The sequence below is a fragment of the Asticcacaulis biprosthecium C19 genome, assembly GCF_000204015.1.
GTDB classification, from domain to species: Bacteria; Pseudomonadota; Alphaproteobacteria; order Caulobacterales; family Caulobacteraceae; genus Asticcacaulis; species Asticcacaulis biprosthecius.
On sequence record NZ_GL883079.1, the window covers coordinates 21440 to 38771 of the forward strand.

15 protein-coding genes are annotated in these 17332 nt (G+C 60.1%); 13 read left to right on the plus strand and 2 right to left on the minus strand.

Annotated features, from left to right (window positions below; translation table 11 throughout):
• Window positions 1-49: 49 nt before the first annotated feature.
• Window positions 50-949, minus strand: coding sequence for a hypothetical protein (locus ABI_RS15195; protein WP_006273920.1), 900 nt, complete (start codon window positions 947-949; stop codon window positions 50-52).
• 107 nt (window positions 950-1056) lie between these two features.
• Between ABI_RS15195 and ABI_RS15200 the strand changes: the two genes are divergently transcribed.
• From ABI_RS15200 to ABI_RS15210, 3 genes are all read left to right on the plus strand, one after another.
• Window positions 1057-2475 (plus strand): Do family serine endopeptidase, encoded by a 1419-nt coding sequence (locus ABI_RS15200; RefSeq protein ID WP_006273921.1) that lies wholly within the window; start codon window positions 1057-1059, stop codon window positions 2473-2475.
• A 63-nt stretch (window positions 2476-2538) separates the two neighbouring features.
• Window positions 2539-4476, plus strand: a complete 1938-nt coding sequence (locus tag ABI_RS15205) for a M61 family metallopeptidase (RefSeq protein WP_006273922.1) — start codon at window positions 2539-2541, stop codon at window positions 4474-4476.
• Between the two features lie 189 nt (window positions 4477-4665).
• Window positions 4666-7332 (plus strand): TonB-dependent receptor, encoded by a 2667-nt coding sequence (locus ABI_RS15210; protein WP_006273923.1) that lies wholly within the window; start codon window positions 4666-4668, stop codon window positions 7330-7332.
• A gap of 32 nt (window positions 7333-7364) precedes the next feature.
• On the opposite strand, the gene ABI_RS25295 is transcribed toward ABI_RS15210, so the two are convergent.
• Window positions 7365-7586: a hypothetical protein gene (locus ABI_RS25295; protein WP_157138954.1), complete on the minus strand. Its 222-nt coding sequence runs from the start codon at window positions 7584-7586 to the stop codon at window positions 7365-7367.
• Between the two features lie 72 nt (window positions 7587-7658).
• Here ABI_RS25295 and ABI_RS15215 point away from each other — a divergent pair, with 72 nt between their 5' ends.
• The 10 genes from ABI_RS15215 to ABI_RS15260 all read left to right on the plus strand — a co-directional run bounded on the left by ABI_RS15215 (window position 7659) and on the right by ABI_RS15260 (window position 17018).
• The gene (locus ABI_RS15215; RefSeq protein WP_006273925.1) at window positions 7659-8177 is read left to right on the plus strand and encodes an SRPBCC family protein; all 519 of its coding nucleotides are present in this window, start codon (window positions 7659-7661) and stop codon (window positions 8175-8177) included.
• Window positions 8178-8226: 49 nt separating this feature from the next.
• Window positions 8227-8622 carry an MAPEG family protein gene (locus ABI_RS15220; RefSeq protein ID WP_006273926.1) on the plus strand — a complete coding sequence of 132 codons (396 nt, stop codon included), beginning with the start codon at window positions 8227-8229 and terminating at the stop codon, window positions 8620-8622.
• 24 nt (window positions 8623-8646) lie between these two features.
• Window positions 8647-9000 (plus strand): YciI family protein, encoded by a 354-nt coding sequence (locus ABI_RS15225; protein ID WP_006273927.1) that lies wholly within the window; start codon window positions 8647-8649, stop codon window positions 8998-9000.
• An 83-nt stretch (window positions 9001-9083) separates the two neighbouring features.
• The gene (locus tag ABI_RS15230; RefSeq protein WP_006273928.1) at window positions 9084-10220 is read left to right on the plus strand and encodes an RNA polymerase sigma factor; all 1137 of its coding nucleotides are present in this window, start codon (window positions 9084-9086) and stop codon (window positions 10218-10220) included.
• Window positions 10221-10374: 154 nt separating this feature from the next.
• A complete protein-coding gene (locus ABI_RS15235; protein ID WP_083811529.1) occupies window positions 10375-11742 on the plus strand; it encodes a replication-associated recombination protein A in 1368 nt (455 codons plus the stop codon).
• The gene (locus tag ABI_RS23775) at window positions 11742-12239 is read left to right on the plus strand and encodes a DUF805 domain-containing protein (RefSeq protein ID WP_006273930.1); all 498 of its coding nucleotides are present in this window, start codon (window positions 11742-11744) and stop codon (window positions 12237-12239) included. The genes ABI_RS15235 and ABI_RS23775 overlap by 1 nt, the downstream gene beginning before the upstream one ends.
• Window positions 12240-12285: 46 nt before the next feature.
• Complete coding sequence (locus ABI_RS15245) at window positions 12286-13089, plus strand: RluA family pseudouridine synthase (RefSeq protein WP_006273931.1); 804 nt, start codon at window positions 12286-12288, stop codon at window positions 13087-13089.
• A 220-nt stretch (window positions 13090-13309) separates the two neighbouring features.
• On the plus strand, window positions 13310-15037 hold the full coding sequence (locus ABI_RS15250) for a TadE/TadG family type IV pilus assembly protein (protein WP_006273932.1): 1728 nt from the start codon (window positions 13310-13312) through the stop codon (window positions 15035-15037).
• 362 nt (window positions 15038-15399) lie between these two features.
• The gene (locus ABI_RS15255; RefSeq protein ID WP_169313742.1) at window positions 15400-16548 is read left to right on the plus strand and encodes a pilus assembly protein; all 1149 of its coding nucleotides are present in this window, start codon (window positions 15400-15402) and stop codon (window positions 16546-16548) included.
• A 62-nt stretch (window positions 16549-16610) separates the two neighbouring features.
• Window positions 16611-17018: a DUF805 domain-containing protein gene (locus tag ABI_RS15260; RefSeq protein ID WP_006273934.1), complete on the plus strand. Its 408-nt coding sequence runs from the start codon at window positions 16611-16613 to the stop codon at window positions 17016-17018.
• The last annotated feature ends 314 nt before the right edge of the window (window positions 17019-17332 follow it).

The window sequence follows — 17332 nt, forward strand, 5'->3', positions numbered from 1 at the left end:
TCAGACACCTCATGCCAGAAAGTGGCTATTCATTTTGGAATGACACGCCTCACCCCCCTGTCATGGCATTGAAGCGGATTAGCCCCTTGATGGCGATGGGCGGAAGGTTGAACAGCCCCCAGATGGTTGGGTCCTCATAACCCTTGAGGGCGTCCAGGTGACGCGCCGCCAACTGGTGACGGTCGCCTTCGAAGAAGGCCAGGGCCAGCCAGCTATGAGCGAGCCGCAATTCTGCCGGGTCGCCGCCAGGACGGGCCGTCAGCAGCAGGCGCGATGCCGCGCCTATCTCTTCGCCTGCGCTTCCACGGTAATAGTGTTCCGCCTGTTCGGCCGCGTCGGCCGACTCGTCAAAGGCCTGGTAGAAGAGGCGTCGTTCGAAGTGGGCGCGGGCAATGAGGGCGGCGCTGCCCGGACGCTCCGGATCCAGCCGGGACCGGGCGACGCGGAACATGTCGTCGTGGGTACCGCCCCATTTTTCTGCCAAGGCCATCATCAGGTTCATGTAGCCTGACATGGGGACGCCGTCCGCGCCCAGCAGGTCTGCTTCGGCTCGCGCTTTCTGGCCGTCTTCCAGGGGATTTATGGCGCAGCCCATGGCAAAAGCCGCGGCTAACCCGGAGCCCGTCATCTGCCAGGCGCGCGACAGGGCGTCGTTGGCCATTGTCAGACCGCCGAAGTAATCGCCAACCTGACCATCGCTCATCTGGTCTGGTGGAGCGCCGTTTCGTGCCCGGCTGGCCAGCGTGAAAGCCAGGCCCCCCTTCAGGATAAGGCCCGCGGTATCGTCGGGGTCGGAGACCGACGGGTTGAGATCGGTGCGGGGATCGATCTTGTATCCCAACAGCTTGATCAGTTCGTAGGCGCCTTCGGGCGAGGCGGCGGCAATCGTATCCTTTACGGCCTGCCAGCGGCCCGCGCGAAGATGCTGAACGACTTTGGAAACATCCATGGAATCCCCCTCAAAGCGTTAGATTATGGCGCAAACGCGCTGCCGCCAAGCCTTGATACTGCCGCATTGGTCCTTAAATCTGAGATCATGAATTTCAGGGGACTCCCATGACGTCGCGCTTTATCTCCCTTCTGCCTGTGCTGGCTGTATTGATGGCCTGCGGGCCGGGCCATTCCCAGGACAACAAGACGTTTGAAGGTGCCGGCTTTGGCAACGAACCGCGCCAGGTACCCAATTCCGTCGTCGGGATGAAGACCTCGTTTGCGCCGGTCGTGCGTACGGTCGCGCCGGCTGTGGTCAATGTCTATTCCAAGTCGCGCGTGCGCCAGAATGTCGATCCCTTCTGGCAGATGTTCGGTTACGGCGTGCCGGAATCGCGCACCCAGGAATCGCTCGGTTCCGGCGTTATCGTGCGGAAGGACGGGATTGTCGTGACCAACAACCACGTTGTCGCCGGCGGCCAGACCTTCACGGTCGTGCTGAACGACCGTCGCGAATATCCGGCCAAGCTTTTGCTGGCCGATCCGCGCACCGACCTGGCGGTGCTGAAGCTGGAGGCGCCGGGCGTCAATTTCCAGACCATCGAGCTGGACGCGGGCCGTGACCTCGAGGTCGGCGACCTGGTCCTGGCGATCGGCAACCCGTTTGGTGTCGGCCAGACCGTCACCAATGGCATCATCTCAGCGCTGAACCGCAGCGATGGCGAAGGGGGGACCTTCATCCAGACCGATGCCGCCATCAATCCGGGTAATTCCGGTGGCGCCCTTGTCGATATGAACGGCAAGCTGATTGGCATCAACTCGATGATCCTGTCACGGTCGGGCCAGTCGTCCGGCGTCGGTTTCGCCATCCCCTCGGCCATGGTCAAGCGCGTCGTCGACAGCGCCGCGGGCGGCGCCACCTCGGTCAAGCGGCCGTGGCTGGGCGCCAAGGGCGACACGGTGACGTCCGATATAGCCAAGTCCCTGGGCATGGACCGGCCGGAAGGCGTTCTGGTGTCGGATGTCTATAACGGCTCGGCCGCTGACCAGGCCGGTCTGAAAGCCGGCGACGTCATCCTGCGCGTCGGGGGCGAGGCGGTGAACGATGCCGGCGGCCTGCGCTACCAAATCAGCCTGATGACGCTGAACCAGATGACCAAGATTGAGGGGCTGCGCCAGGGCCAGCCGTTCAGCGCCAATATCAAGGCCTTGCCACCTTCGGATTCACCGCCGCGGGACGAACGTGTGATCAAGGGCGAGAACCCCTTTTCGGGCGCCAAGGTGGTCAATCTGTCGCCGGCCGTCGCCGACGAAATCGGCGTCGATCCGTTCGACGCACCCAAGGGCGTGATGATCTATTCGGTGGAATCGGCGCGGACCTATGCCGCCGGCGTTGGTTTGCAGCCCGGTGACATCATCCGCGACGTCAACGGCACGCCGATCACGACATCCAGCCAGTTGGAGACTGTGCTGAAACAGGGTGCGCGCTCGTGGCGAATCAGCATCCAGCGCGGTGGACGAATCATTACGGCCCAGTTCCGCTGAGGCGATCTCTTTACAAGATCGCGGTCGCATGAATAGTTCCTCCTGAAACTTCAGGAGGGTGGCATGAAAGCGATCGCGGTTTGTAGTCTGGCTTTGGGGCTACTGGCGGGACCGGTCTTCGCCCAACCCGTGGCCATGCCGGCCGCTCTTCCGCCCGGGCTGCCGGCGCCGCAGGACGTTGCCTTTCCTGGCACGATCCAACTGTTTGTCGACGCCAGCGATACCGACCGTCATATCGTCCATATCCGCGAAGTCATTCCGGTGGCGCAGAGCGGCCGGCTCACACTCCTGGTGCCGAAGTGGCTGCCCGGTCATCATTCGCCGGCCGATACCGACCTGACCAAGATCGCTGGCCTGAAGGTCATGGCGGGTGACAAGGCTCTCCCGTGGACGCGCGATTCGATCGAACAGAACGCCTTCCATGTCGACGTGCCGGCCGGTGTTACCGAGGTGACGGCGCAGTTCCAGTATCTGTTCCCGGTTCAGGCGCGCGACGGCGAAATCCTGCATACCGACACCATGATGGCGCTGCAATGGACCGGGCAGAGCCTGTATCCGGCGGGCTGGTTCACCCGCCGCATCCCGATCCAGCTAAACCTGACCTTGCCGAAGGACTGGTCGTTCGCCTCCGCGTTGGAGGCCGAAGAGCGCAGCGGTGATGTCGTTACCTTCAAGGCGATATCGTATGACCACTTCATCGACTCGCCGCTGATCGCTGGCCGGCATTTCCGCACCTACGACCTGGATCCCGGCGCCAAGGTGCCGGTGAACATGAGCATCGTCGCCGACGACCCGAAAGACCTGGAGGTCCCGGCCAATGTCGTCGATATCCATCGCCGGGTCGTCCAGGAGACCTACAAGCTGTTCGGCGCGAAGCACTATGACCGCTTCGATTTCCTGGTGACGGCGTCCGACACGGTTAGTATCGGGCTGGAGCACCACCGTTCGTCCGAGATCGGTGTGGAACCCGGCTATTTCCGCGAGGTGGCGGGCAAGGGGTTTGGCCGCAACATCATGGCTCACGAATATATCCATAGTTGGGATGGCAAGTTTCGCCGCCCGCGGGGACAGTTCACCGGTGATTTCCAGGCGCCGATGCAGGACGAACTTCTGTGGGTCTATGAAGGCGGCACCACCTATTGGACCTGGGTGATCGAGGGGCGGGCAGGGCTTTACAGCTACGACCAGACCTTGCAGCAGGTGGCGGCGACCATGGCCGTCTATGACAACCTGCCGGCACGGCACTGGCGCAATCTGGTCGACACCACCTACGACCCGATTATCTCCAACCGTGAACCCAAGTCATGGACCAGCTGGCAGCGTTCGGAAGACTACTATTCCGAAGGTGCCCTGATCTGGCTGGAGGCCGACATCCTGATCCGCGAAAGGACCAACGGAAAAAAGTCACTGGATGACTTTGCTCGCGGCTTTTTCGGCGTTCATGACGGCGCGTGGGATCCGATGGTCTACGGCTTTGACGATGTCGTGGCGTCGTTGAATTCGGTCTATCCCTACGACTGGGCGACCTTCCTGACGCAACGCACGACGCGGACCGGTGGCGGGGCGCCGCTCGACAGCCTGGCGCGCGCGGGTTACCGCCTGGTCTATAGCGACACGCCGATGGACTATTCCAAATCGAATGAGGCAAAGCGGGGCGTGGTTGGCCTGATGTACGGCCCGGGGCTGAGCGTCGCCAAGGACGGAGCTATCCGCGAGGCCATGTGGGACGGACCGGCCTTCAAGTTGGGCCTGACGGCAGGCATGAAGATCGTCGCCGTCGACGGCCGTGGCTTTACGCCCGAACGTTTGAAAGACGCCCTGGTGGCGGCGCACGGCACCGACAAAAAGATCGAACTGTGGATGCAGGAAGGCGACCGGTACCGGATCGTGACCCTCGATTACCATGACGGTCTTCGCTATCCGCGCCTGGAACGGATCGAAGGCAAGCCCGATGGGTTCAAGCCGATTTTTACCGCGGCCGATTCGTCCGCTCGAAAGTAGGCCTAGCCCAGCGGTTTGGCATGCTTACGACGCGAATTGCGTGACGATAATGCAACGGCCGTATCTCTTTTGCGCCGCAATATGGCCGTTTTGCGAAACTGTCACATACCGCAGCTAACGCCATTCCCATCGCGGTCTGAACACCGCAGCGAGTGCGCATCGTGCGCGCAGGCTTAAGGGGATACCAATATGTTGTTTTCCAAGAAGGGCGCGCTGCGCCTCGCGCTGATGGCCGGCGCTTCGTTTATTTCCGTGGGTCAGGTCTACGCCCAGGACGCTCAAGTGGCGACGGGCGAGGAAGTGGTCGTTCGTGGCCGCCGTCCGCTGGCGGAAAGCCAGGAAGCCGCCATGAAGGTCCAGAAGAATTCGGACTCGCTGGTCACCGTCCTGTCGGCTGACGCCATTGGCGACCTGCCTGACCAGAACGTCGCCCAGGCCGTTTCGCGCCTGCCCGGCGTCGGCATCGAACGCGACCAGGGCCAGGGCCGTTATGTCAACCTGCGCGGCGCGCCGCGCTATTGGACAACCCTGTCGTTCGACGGCCTGTCGGTCGTCTCGCCGGAAGGCCGTCAGACCCGCTTCGACAACATCCCCTCGGCGATCGCCTCGCAGGTGACGATCCAGAAGGCCATCGTGCCGTCCATGCCGGGTGATACGGTTGCCGGCAATGTCGACATCCGCACGCGCCGCGCCTTCGACTACAAGGGCCAGAAGATCACCGGCAAGTTCGGTCTGGGCCATGTTGAGCTGGGCGACGGTCAGGAACTGGACGCCTCGCTGGTCTATTCCAACATCTTCCTGGACGGCAAGCTGGGCATCGTCGCCCAGGCCTCCTACTACAGCCGTGAAATGGCGACGGAAAACTGGGAAACCGATCCGTATGCGACGCCGCGCGCCGTCGATACGTCGAAGCGCTTTGCCGTCGACACCAAGAACAAGCATTACCGTCTGACCCGCGAAAACACCTCGGCCTCGCTGCGTTTCGACTACAAGTTCGACACGAACAACACCGTTTTCGCCTCGACCATCTATTCCGACTACCATGACGACGAACTGCGCGATCAGTTCATCGTCAACCTCGATGGTCAAAGCACCAATGCCGCCGGCGTGGCCTATAACAGTGACGCCAATTTCACGGCCAGTGATCCGAAGGTCGGCACGGTTTACGGCGCCCGCCTGAACGCGCGTATCACCTACCGCGACAACTATGACACCATGGCGACCAATACCCTGGGCGGCGAGCATCGTTTCGGCGACGCGCTCAATGCCTCATGGCGCCTGAACTACACCTGGACCGAAAACCGCGGCGACAATCCGGCCGAAATCCGCTTCCGCAGCGGCAGCAACTTCGCTTCGCGCCCGACCGTCAACTATGATTTCCGCGACACCAGCGCGAACTTCTTTGAGCTGTTCCGTACCACCGGTACCACGACCGCACGCGTCAAGGGCGACCGGGTGATGAATGTCGAAGACTTCACCATGCCGTTGAACCAGATCTCGATGTTCGAGGCGGCCGAAGTCACCAAGGCGTGGACCGGCAAGGTCGATTTCGACTATCAGACCGTGCTGTTCGGCCGTGAAACCAAGGTCGAGTTTGGCGGGCTGTACACCACCCGCGAAAAGGAAAACCGTGACTACGGTTTCAGTGGTTCGACCTCGGGCAGCACCCTGACCTACAGCCAACTGGCGCAGGACGGCGGCTATCTGGGTGAGCAGCATCTCGGCTACACCTTCCGCTATTCCAACAGAGACGCCGTACTGAACACGATTGCGACCTCGCGTGGTTCGACGGCCCTGACCGAGAACCTGGCCAACTACTGGAAGGTCAGCGAAGACATCACCGCCGCCTACCTGATGGCGACGACGGAGTTCGACTGGGGTAACATTGTCTACGGTGCGCGCGTCGAGGCCATCAACAATACCGGTGAGGCCTATACCTTCGTCGGCAGCACCAATAACGGCCTGCTGGAATCCAAGTCGGACGAGACCCTGGTCTACCCCAGTGTTCACCTGAACTGGAACCTGTCTGACCGCCTGAAGGCACGCTTCGGCCTGACCACCTCGGCCTCGCGCGCCGATTTCGACGACCTGCGCCCGAACTTCACCATCGACGACACGGCTGACTCGATCTCGGGCGGCAACCCCGACGCTAATCCGGAAAAGCAGGTCGGCCTGGACGCTTATCTCGAATATTACGGGAGCAACGACACCTTCTTCTCGGCCGGCGTCTTCTACAAGGACATCAGCGACGTGCTGCTGTCGACGTCCACCACCTACGGCAAGGACGATCTGGACGTAACCGGGTTTGACCGCACCAACTACACCTACTCGACGGTCATCAACGGTGGCGACGGCCATATTCAGGGTCTGGAGCTGTTCGCCTCGACGAGCGCCGAATCCCTGGTCGAAAGCCACAACCTTCCGGCATGGCTCGGCGGCTTTGGCGTGCGTGCCTCGGCCACGTTTACCGAGTCGGAGCTTAACCTCGGCGCGCGGACGATCAGCCTGTCCGGCACGTCGGATTCGGTCTACAACGTCCAAGCCATCTATGAAAAGTACGGCCTGACCGTCCGCCTGGCCGCCCAGTACCGCACGCCGTGGCTTCAAGACATCGGCAGCTACACCACGGTCGCCGGCAAGATCGTTCCCAACGGCAATGGCGACATCTACTGGGACAAGGACCTGGAAGTCGACCTGTCGGTCCGCTACCAGATCAACGACAACTTCGAAGTCTTCGCTGACGGCGTCAACCTGACCAATGACGGCGCCGCCCGCTTTGGTGACACCGACCAATACCCGATCGAATACGAAAAGTTCGGCAAGCGCTTCATCGCAGGCGTCCGTTTCAACTTCTAAGCTTCGGACATTCAACATCAGGCGCCGCCGGTTCATCCGGCGGCGCTTTTTGCATTCGGCATTCTTTGCAAAGCGAGATCGGCTTGGATGGTTCCTCCCGTAGTTTCCGGAGGGCGCGGACATGACGCCTTGGCGTTGTGACTAAGAATTGGCATTTCCACCTCTGCCGCCAACGCTTCGTTGTTTCTCTTTGCGATCTGTTTTCCAATTTTTGCCGCCGAATTTGAAAAATTCAAAAAAAAATGCGGCGGCATGTCGAAATTTCAAATTGGCGTTCGTCACCCTGTCGAAGGCAATCGAGCCTTTCCTTTGGAGAACGGTACGAAATGAACCCTTTTAGAGTCACCTTGATCGCTTGCGGCATGGGTGTTGCGGCGATCGGCGCAACATATCTGCTGCCGAATGAAGGCACCGTCGAGCGCCGCTTGACCGTAAAAGCCCAGCCGGACGAGATTGTCGCCATACTCGCGTCAGCAGAGGCTTACCAACGCATCAACCCCTATCGCAACAACGATCCCGACCTGAAGGTTGAGACGTTTGGTCCGACATCGGGTGTCGGTTCGGGGTTTCATTTTGCCGGCAAGGACGGGGAGGGAGCTCAGACTGTCACCCGTGTGACGAAAAACTCTGTCACCTACGCTATTGATCTGGGCGACATGGGCCAACCGCGCCAGGCGGTGTCCATGTTGCCTGTCGCGGGCGGAACTGAGGTCGTCTGGCAAATGACCATGGACCTTGGCATGAATCCCGTTGTGCGGGTTATGGGCCTGTTTATGGACGGCATGCTGGGAGAAACCCTGGAAACCGGTCTCTCAAACCTGTCTCGCACCGCGGGGCAAGCCTAGTTTTCTGCGTCTCACGGCTAATACAATTTTCGAAAAATGAAGGTGCAATATGAACAATTTTCCAGTGACCAGTCTGTATGCCATACCTTTGGCAATTATTTTCCTGATCCTGCTTTTCAACGTTATAAAATCGCGCTCAAGCCTGTCCTTGTCCATTGGTGACGGGGGCCATGAAGGCCTGCACGAATGCATTCGTAAGCATGGTAATTTTGTTGAATGGGTGCCGATGGTGCTCATCCTGATGTTGCTGGCAGAAGGGCGCGGCGTTGGCCCATTGTGGCTTCATGCTGCCGGAGCCCTGTTGACGCTGGGCCGTATTGCACACCCCTTCGGGCTCAAGGCCAGTGTCCCAACGCATCCACTGCGTATCATCGGCAATATGGGCGGCATTCTGGCGACCCTGATCCTGGTTGTTTGCCTTGGCCTTAGCCATCTCAATCTGTAATCCGTTCAAAACTGGAGACACCCTATGAAATACATGACTCTGATCTACTCAGACCCTTCTCTTGAACCCGCCTATGGGACTGCCGAATTCGAAACCATGATGCAAGGTTATGGCATGCTGAATGAGGCCCTGAAGACCGCCGGTGTCTATGTCGCCGGCGATGGATTGCAGGACGTCGAGACAGCGACTTCCGTACGGGTCCGAGGCGGTAAGACCGAAACGATGGATGGCCCGTTTGCCGAAACCAAGGAACGGCTGGGCGGGTATTACATCATCGACTGTGCCGATCTTGACGAGGCTCTGCGGTTTGCCGCCATGATTCCCTCGGCGGCCTACGGTACTGTCGAGGTTCGTCCCCTGGCGGATTACGGACTTTGATAAAAGCCCCCGGTTCTCATGAAGTTGAGACGGCCATTGCGCAGTTTATGCGGCAGGACCGGGGGCGTGTTCTATCCAGCCTGATGGCCAAGTTTCGTAACTTTGACCAGGCCGAGGAGGCGCTTCAGGAGGCGCTGGCCTCGGCCTTTACGCATTGGAACCGTAACGGGATTCCGCACAGCCCGGCGGCCTGGCTCCATGCGCCCAGCCGTAAAGCCATTGATCGCCTGCGAAAAGCCCGCCGCGACGAAGGGCTGAGCCAGGATATTGTTTTGCTGTCACAAGGTGATGTCGTCGCTGAAAGTCACGGGGTGACCGACCAGCGGCTCAGTCTGATTTTTACCTGCTGTCATCCGGCCCTGGAGCCCAAGTCAAGCATTGCACTGACGCTACGGACCCTCGGTGGCCTGACGACGACGGAAATCGCCAATGCCTTTCTGGATGCCGAGACGACCTTGGGGCAACGTCTTAGTCGGGCCAAGGCCAAGATTGCACAAGCCGGCATTCCCTTTCGTGTCCCTGAGCCGCAGGATTGGGATGAGCGGCTCAACAGCGTGCTGAAGGTCATCTATCTGATTTTCAATGAGGGGTATTGCGCGTCGTCCGGCGCAAGTTCGGTGCGGGTTGATCTGTGCGAAGAGGCGATCTACCTGGCGCGGATGATCGAAGCCCTGCGTCCGGATGAGCCGGAGGTCCTGGGCGTGTTGGCGCTCATGCTGTTTGCGCACGCCCGTTACCGGGCCAGAATCGCCGGAGCCGGCGTCGTGCCGCTGGAAGCCCAGGATCGCCTGTTGTGGGATCAGGCAAAACTGAAAGAAGCCGAAGCCTGTTTGGATCGCGCTCTGGCGCTCCGCAAAACCGGCCCTTATCAGATTCAAGCGGCCATCATGGCCTTGCATAGCCAGGCGGCGGCGCGCGACTGGGGGCAAATCCTGATGTTGTATGATGCCCTGATCACATTCGATGCCAATCCGGTTATTCGCCTGAACAGGGCTGTCGCCCTGGCCGAGGCGGGGTTTCTTGAGCTTGCGCTTCAGGAATTGACGACGCTGGAGGGGGCGCTGACGATGTACCAGCCCTACTTTGCGGCCAAGGCTGACCTGTTGCGCAAGGCCGGACATGAGGCCGCGGCGCAAACCGCCTACGCGCAGGCCATAGGCCTGGCTAGAAATGCTGCCGATGTAGCGTGGCTGCAAAGGCAGAAGTCGGCCGCGACGTGACGGCTGGGCTGATTTCGCCTAACCCGGCCCCACCAGGATCGTGGGGCGCCACTTTTCTTTTCGTGTCCGCCGCTTCGGGCCCCCATTGTGATGTTCCTCGTCGATAGGTCCAAGTAGGCGTTGAAACCCCGGGGGATGGTTCTATATCTGTTTTATGTCCGCTCCCACCTCCGACTTGTTTGGCCATACCGCGCCAACCGCCAAGTCCACCCATAACAGCCTTTTGGCGCAGGTCGATGACGCCGCCAAGCCGTTGGCTGACCGGCTGCGCCCGAAAAACGTCGCCGAGGTCGTCGGTCAGGACCATCTCCTGGGACCTGATGGCGCTATTTCGCGCCTCATCGCGCGCGGATTCCTGCCCAGCCTGATCCTGTGGGGACCGCCCGGCGTCGGCAAGACCACCATCGCCCGATTGCTGGCCGAGGCGGCCGGCTATGAGTTCCAGCAGATATCCGCCGTTTTTTCCGGTGTCGCCGACCTGAAGAAAGCGTTCGAACAGGCGCAACAACGGCATCAGATGGGACAGCGCACCGTGCTGTTCGTCGATGAGATCCACCGATTCAACCGCGCCCAGCAGGACAGTTTCCTGCCTTTCGTCGAGGCCGGGGTGGTCACCCTGATCGGGGCGACGACGGAAAATCCGTCGTTCGAACTCAACGGCGCGCTTCTGTCGCGGTCCCAGGTTTTCGTGCTGAAACGTCTCGACGACGCCGCTCTTGACCAGATTATCGCCAAGGCCGAGGATCATATCGGTCGAAAGCTGCCGCTGGAAGCCGACGCCTACGAGACGCTAAAGCTGCTGAGCGACGGTGATGGGCGCTACATCCTCAGCCTGATCGAGGCCCTGGATCATATGGGTTTCGAATCCCCTCTGTCGTCGGAGGCATTGCTGGCGCAACTGCAGAAGCGCCGGCCCAATCACGACAAGGATCGCGAAGGCCACTACAACCTGATCAGTGCCCTGCACAAGTCGGTGCGCGGCTCCGACCCCGATGCGGCCCTGTACTGGCTGGCGCGGATGCTGAACGGCGGCGATGATCCTCTGTTTATCGCGCGGCGGCTGATCCGCATGGCGTCGGAGGATATTGGTAATGCTGATCCGATGTCGCTTTTGATGTGCCAGGCGGCGCGTGACACCTACGAAGTGTTGGGCTCGCCCGAGGGCGAACTGGCCCTGGCCCAGGCGGTTGTCCACATGGCGTCGGCACCCAAGTCGAACGCGGTCTACACGGCCTTCAAGGCGGCGCAGAAGCTGGCGCGCGAGACGGGGCATCTCGATCCGCCGGCGGTGATCCTCAATGCGCCGACCAAGCTGATGAAGGATATTGGCTACGGCGCCGGCTATATCTATGATCCCGACGATCCGGACGGTTTTTCGGGCCAGAATTATTTCCCCGACGGGTTGGCGCGGCCGAAGTTGTATGATCCCGTCGGCGATGGCCACGAGGCCAAGGTCAGGCAAAGACTGGAATACTGGGCGCAACTGCGGGCGACCAAGCAGAAGGCGCGCGGGGAGGGGTGATGCCGGGGGAACTGGGGGCGGTCTATTATCTCGAATATTTCCTCTACATCTTCGGGCCGGTCATTGTCTTTGTGGGTCTGGCGGCAGCCCTGGCGGCCGCGGCGGTACTGGGTCGACCGGAGGGCCGCAACCGTTTTGGGCCTGTGCCGCGCGTCCTAGCGGTTCCGCACGCGGTCGTGACGGTGTATCGCAAGACCGCCGACTTTAGTGGGCGCGCCAGCCGTTCGGAGATATGGCCATGGTTGCTGGCGACCTTCGGTGTGCAATTGGCGATCCTGTTTCTGCTGCGCCACGACCTGATCCTGGCCGGCAGCGTGGCGGCGTTGTTATGGATACCCGGCGTGTCGGCCGGGGCGCGCCGGCTGCATGACCTCAACCTGTCCGCGCGATGGCTGGTCATAGCCCTGACCGTCGTCGGACTGCTGGCCCTGGGCATCATGTGGCTGGTGCCGTCGCAACAGCCCAACGAGTCCGACGTGTCGGATTTTTTCGAGTAGATCGGCGGCATTTGCTTTTCCGCGCCGCCGCCGCTATGCAGCGGCCATGGCGAAACATTCTCCGCAACACCTCAAGGCGATGGCCAGCCGCGGGCCGCGGCCAAAACAGGCGTCGAAGTTGATTCCGGCGTCCAAGCTGCCGCGCAACCTGTCTGCGGACGACATCGCCTGGGTGAAGTCTATGGTCATCTACGAGGATGCCGACATCATGGGCTTTAACAAGCCTTCAGGCCTGTCCAGCCAGGGTGGGCGCGGGGATGGGCATAATCTCGACGACATGATGTGGGCCTTTGCCAAGTCCAACGGAAAACGGCCCAAACTGGTGCACCGTCTGGACCGCGATACGTCGGGCATACTGCTGGTCGCCAAGACTCAGCCGGCCGTCTCTTTTCTGGGCAAGGCTATGATCCGGCGCGCCTTTGACAAGACCTATCTGGCGATCGTGTCTGGCGCCGAACTCCCCGACCGCTTTACGGTCGATGCGCCCCTGCGCCGCGAAGAAGTCGGCCGCGAAGCCTGGTCGCGCGTTTGTGCGCCCGACCACCCCGACGCCCTGACGGCGCAAACCACCTTCGAAGTGCTGAAGCGTGGCGATGATGCTGCGCTGATTCAGTGCAGCCCGCATACCGGACGCATGCACCAGATTCGCGTTCACCTCGCCCATCTGGGAACTCCCATTGCCGGTGATGTCCGCTATGGCGGCGCGCTTAGTGTAGGCGGCAGGGGCGTACCGCGCCTGATGCTGCACGCCTTGTCGCTGACGTTTCCGCATCCGGCCGGTGGAGACAAGACGTTGTCGGCGCCGATCCCTGAGGATTTTGACACACTGGCCCTGTCAATACAGCTTTAACCTTAACAAAGCCGGTAATTTTTTTACCGTAAAATTTGTAATTCATGCCGGAGTAATAATACCTCTTGGTAACGGTAAATCTATATTCATACTAATATTGCGCCAAAACTCCTTAACCTCATCTTTTTCTAAATTCTTAAGGGGCGGGTGGTAATTTTTCAGGATTGCCGAACCCGCTTTCTTGGAGAAGGCCCCTCATTCAGCCCTAAGGCGCACGTCCATGACGAAGGTCAGTCGTTATTTGCGTAAGTTTTCAGCGGATATCCGCGGCAACGTTACCATGATTGTCGCCTTTTCCGTTATCCCGATCGTCGCTGCGGTCGGTGGAGGCCTGGACTTCGCGAATATCCAGGCGGCGCGCGCCAAGCTTCAGGACGCTGTCGATGCCGGCGCCATTGCCGCTACCATAGACCCCACCGCAACGCCTACCCAGACGACGCGTGAAGCCGTCGCCAAGAAGGCCTTCTGCGGTAATATCAAGCAGAGTGGCGGGCTGCAGAATAGTTTCTGCAACACGACGACCCTGGACACGCTGGGGACGGCGTCGGCAACGCTGAGTACAGCCACCAGCAACAATATCATGACTGTGACCTATTCGGCCACGGCCCATGTGCCGACCTACCTGCTGGGCCTGGTTGGGATTGATACGGTCGATATCGATGCCGTCGCCAAGTCCGGCGTCAGCACCAGCACGGCCGAAGTCGCTTTCGTGCTGGACAATACCGGTTCGATGTCCTCGAACAACAAGATGACCTATCTGAAGTCCAGCCTCGATGCGGTGCTGGCCTCCATGCTCGATTCGACGGGCAAGAACTACGCCAAGACGAAGGTCGCCCTGGTGCCGTTCGATACGCAGGTGTCGCTCAGCAATGTCGCCGGTATGGTCGACTACGCCGGCGACTTCTCGACCGTGACGCCGACCTACAGCTGCTCCGGCTATAGCTCGGCGCAGTGCCAGGTCATTTCCGAAAACGCTTCGGCGATGTGTAATGGCAACGCCACCTGCCTATCGAACAATCGCAACTATACCCGTAGCTGGACCTCCAACGGAAATACATATTTTGGTGTTTTTGCTACCTCCTACTATCAGTCAAGCAACACCTATCGTAGCTACGGTAACACATACTACTACACCTATATCGCCTGGCGCCAGGTCGTTTATCGCGTCAACAGTTCGACCTTGACTCTCAACAGCACCAATAATGGTGGCGACTACTACACCTATCAAGCCTATTACAATCAGCCCAACAACTACAGTCGCTACTATGGGGCGGTGACCTATTCGACCCCGACGGCCGGCGGTTACAACTCGACCTCGACGACGATCATCAAGGACAACACCACCATCACGGCCAACAGCGACCTGCTGGGTGTGGGTACCAGCAACTGGACGGGCTGCGTTATTGACCGCACGCAATCCTACGATGTCACGTCTGACGCTCCGGTGGCCGGCACCCCGGCGACCCTGTACCCAGCGGCCAAGTGCGCCACCAACACGCTTCTGCCGGTCATGGCCCTGACTCAGGATATCGCTGCGGCCCGTACCTACGCCGCCAGAATGGCACCTGCCGGCAACACCAATGTCACCATCGGCGTGCAGTGGGGTATGGAGGTCCTGTCACCGACTGCGCCGTTCAGCGAAGGCGGCGCATTCACCGACAAGGCTGTACTGAAGTACATGATCGTCCTGACCGACGGCATCAACACCCAGAACCGCTGGACCACCAACAACTCCCAGATCAATGCCCGACTGGCTCTGGCCTGCACCAATGCCAAGAACCTTGGGATTACCGTCTTCACGGTCCGGGTGGAGCAGGGGGACTCGACCACACTGCAAAATTGCGCCTCCCAGACGGCCTACTACTACAATCTTTCCAATGCCGATCAGCTTCCGGCCACCATGTCCAAGATCATGAAGTCGATCCGCAAGGTCCGCCTGACGCAATAGTAGCCCAAACGCGACCTGGCTCTCCGCAGACGCGGCGGCGGCCAGAAGGCGCCCTTGCCAGCCTGCAAAGGTGCGGCTTGGAAACTATCCGAAGACTCTCCGGCAACGACTCACCGCAAACTGCTGAACTGCCGCCCCCGCAAGGGGGCGGTTTTTTGTGCGCAAGACCGGGATGGTTAACAACTCCCTAATTTCCGGTACGCCCCTTGCAACTCCAGGATCAGGTGTCCCGCTTTCGGACACTGTCCCTTTTGCAACCGAGGATCATCAAAGTGACGACCCTGGCACGCCGTACACATCGTTTCGCAGGCTTCCGTCGCCGCCTGGGCGAGAGCTGTCGCGACCAAAGCGGAAATGTCATCATGATTTTCGCGCTCAGCGTCTTCGTGATCTTCGGCTTCGTTGGCGCCGCGATTGACTTTTCCCGCGTCGATTACGCCCGCCGCCGCCTTCAGGACGCCGCTGATTCCGCCGTCCTGCGCGCCATGGCGCTGAAGTCGGCCACTGACGAGTCGCGTGGAGTCGCCGCCGACAAGGCTTTTGCCGAGAATTTCGGCCACCCCGGCGTCTATGACCTCAATGGCGCCCTGAAACGCGAAGTCAACGAGAATATCATCAGCCAGACCTATACGGTCCACGCCACGGTCTCGTCCTATTTCGGCGCCTTTTTTGGCAAGGACAGCTATCCGGTCACCGTCGTGTCGCAAGCCAAGACGTCGCTGGACGTGTTCGAAATCGCCTTCGTGCTCGACACCACCGGGTCAATGGCCGAAGCCAACAAGATGCCGAACCTGAAATCGTCGGTCGACAGCGCCATGGCCGGCCTGCTGCAGAATGGCAAGAACCTGTCGGGCAGCAAGATCGCTGTCGTGCCTTTCAATACCCAGGTCCGCCTTAGCGACGCCACCGTGACAACCATGTCCAGTCAGGGGCTATCGAGCGGCTGGGGCAATTGCGTGCACGACCGGGATCTCGCGACGAGCCACGACGTCTCGGCGTCTGCGGCACAAAAGGGCAAGGCTCAGACCTTGTACCCGCTGGAAACCTGTGACGAAGCCAGCCTGAAGCCTGTTCAGGGGCTGAGCGACAACATCTCTTCAGCACGCAACTTCATTAAGACCCTTCAACCCGGTGGCTATACGAATGTCACCATGGGCGTGCAGTGGGGCATGGAAGTCCTGTCGCCGAACCAACCATTTTCCGACGCCACGGAATTCGGCAGCACCAAGGCGCGCAAGTTCATGATTGTCGTGACCGACGGCGATAATACCAAGAGCTTTACAAGCTGGAGCGCTTCCGTGATCGACAAGCGTACCGCCCTGGCCTGTGAAAACGCCAAGGCCAAGGGGATCACGGTCTATACGGTCAAGATCATCCAGGGCAATTCCAACATGCTGCGCAAGTGCGCCAGTGCGCCGGAATACTTCTACGACCTGACCAGTGCCAACCAACTAAACGCGGCCATGTCCGGCATCTTCAAGTCGATCAACAAGACGCGCCTGTCGATGTGAGACTTCCCGCTTGGTCGTTCGCCCAGGTTTGGTATAAGGCGATAAGACCAACGGAGTCCCCGATGAACCCCAAGACCGACTGGGCCGAACTGTTCTTCTCCGCCACCGGGCGAATCGGGCAGGTGCCGTTCACCATCGCTGCTGCCGTGTTGCTGGTTGGGGTGGCGGTCTATCAATCGGCTTTTCAAGGACCGATCGAATTCGTCGCCGGTATCGTGGTCTATTCCGCCGTTGGTTTCATGAGCACCTGTGTCCTGGCCAAGCGGCTGCACGACCGCGGCCGTTCAGGCTGGTGGGCAGCGGTGATCCTGCTGGCGGTGATCCTGGTCTGGCCCGCGCCTTACGGATTCTTCGATTTTCTGGCGGGCATCGTTGTGCTGTGGGCTGTGGTCGACCTGTGCATCATGCCCGGGGAACGTGGTGACAACCGCTACGGCAAGACGCTCTTCCGTACCAAGGCGACGATATAGTGTCTTCTTCGCAGTGTTTTCTGGGCGTCTAGATCGTTATGATTTTAGCTCGAAACACCTTTGCCTCCCCTGTTTAAAGGGAGGTGGCATCGAGCGAAGCGAGATGACGGAAGGGGCTATCCCACTGACGGTAAAGCCCCTCCCACCGCTTCGCGGTCCCCCTCCCCGTAAACGGGGCGGGCGATTCCACCTAAACTCATTGCGCTCTAGGCGTTACACATGTTGGACTCGGATGATCCGACGAAAGAAGGGTTTCACGCGAAGACGCGAAGACGCGAAGACGCGAAGACACGAAGTCTGGGATCATCCGTATT

What these genes read in the sequence shown, in the direction of transcription:
- ABI_RS15195 (WP_006273920.1), bottom strand. Translation starts at nt 949, where the DNA reads ATGGATGTTTCCAAAGTCGTTCAGCATCTTCGCGCGGGCCGCTGGCAG.
- ABI_RS15200 (WP_006273921.1), top strand. Translation starts at nt 1,057, where the DNA reads ATGACGTCGCGCTTTATCTCCCTTCTGCCTGTGCTGGCTGTATTGATG.
- ABI_RS15205 (WP_006273922.1), top strand. Translation starts at nt 2,539, where the DNA reads ATGAAAGCGATCGCGGTTTGTAGTCTGGCTTTGGGGCTACTGGCGGGA.
- ABI_RS15210 (WP_006273923.1), top strand. Translation starts at nt 4,666, where the DNA reads ATGTTGTTTTCCAAGAAGGGCGCGCTGCGCCTCGCGCTGATGGCCGGC.
- ABI_RS25295 (WP_157138954.1), bottom strand. Translation starts at nt 7,586, where the DNA reads ATGCCGCCGCATTTTTTTTTGAATTTTTCAAATTCGGCGGCAAAAATT.
- ABI_RS15215 (WP_006273925.1), top strand. Translation starts at nt 7,659, where the DNA reads ATGAACCCTTTTAGAGTCACCTTGATCGCTTGCGGCATGGGTGTTGCG.
- ABI_RS15220 (WP_006273926.1), top strand. Translation starts at nt 8,227, where the DNA reads ATGAACAATTTTCCAGTGACCAGTCTGTATGCCATACCTTTGGCAATT.
- ABI_RS15225 (WP_006273927.1), top strand. Translation starts at nt 8,647, where the DNA reads ATGAAATACATGACTCTGATCTACTCAGACCCTTCTCTTGAACCCGCC.
- ABI_RS15230 (WP_006273928.1), top strand. Translation starts at nt 9,084, where the DNA reads ATGGCCAAGTTTCGTAACTTTGACCAGGCCGAGGAGGCGCTTCAGGAG.
- ABI_RS15235 (WP_083811529.1), top strand. Translation starts at nt 10,375, where the DNA reads ATGTCCGCTCCCACCTCCGACTTGTTTGGCCATACCGCGCCAACCGCC.
- ABI_RS23775 (WP_006273930.1), top strand. Translation starts at nt 11,742, where the DNA reads ATGCCGGGGGAACTGGGGGCGGTCTATTATCTCGAATATTTCCTCTAC.
- ABI_RS15245 (WP_006273931.1), top strand. Translation starts at nt 12,286, where the DNA reads ATGGCGAAACATTCTCCGCAACACCTCAAGGCGATGGCCAGCCGCGGG.
- ABI_RS15250 (WP_006273932.1), top strand. Translation starts at nt 13,310, where the DNA reads ATGACGAAGGTCAGTCGTTATTTGCGTAAGTTTTCAGCGGATATCCGC.
- ABI_RS15255 (WP_169313742.1), top strand. Translation starts at nt 15,400, where the DNA reads ATGATTTTCGCGCTCAGCGTCTTCGTGATCTTCGGCTTCGTTGGCGCC.
- ABI_RS15260 (WP_006273934.1), top strand. Translation starts at nt 16,611, where the DNA reads ATGAACCCCAAGACCGACTGGGCCGAACTGTTCTTCTCCGCCACCGGG.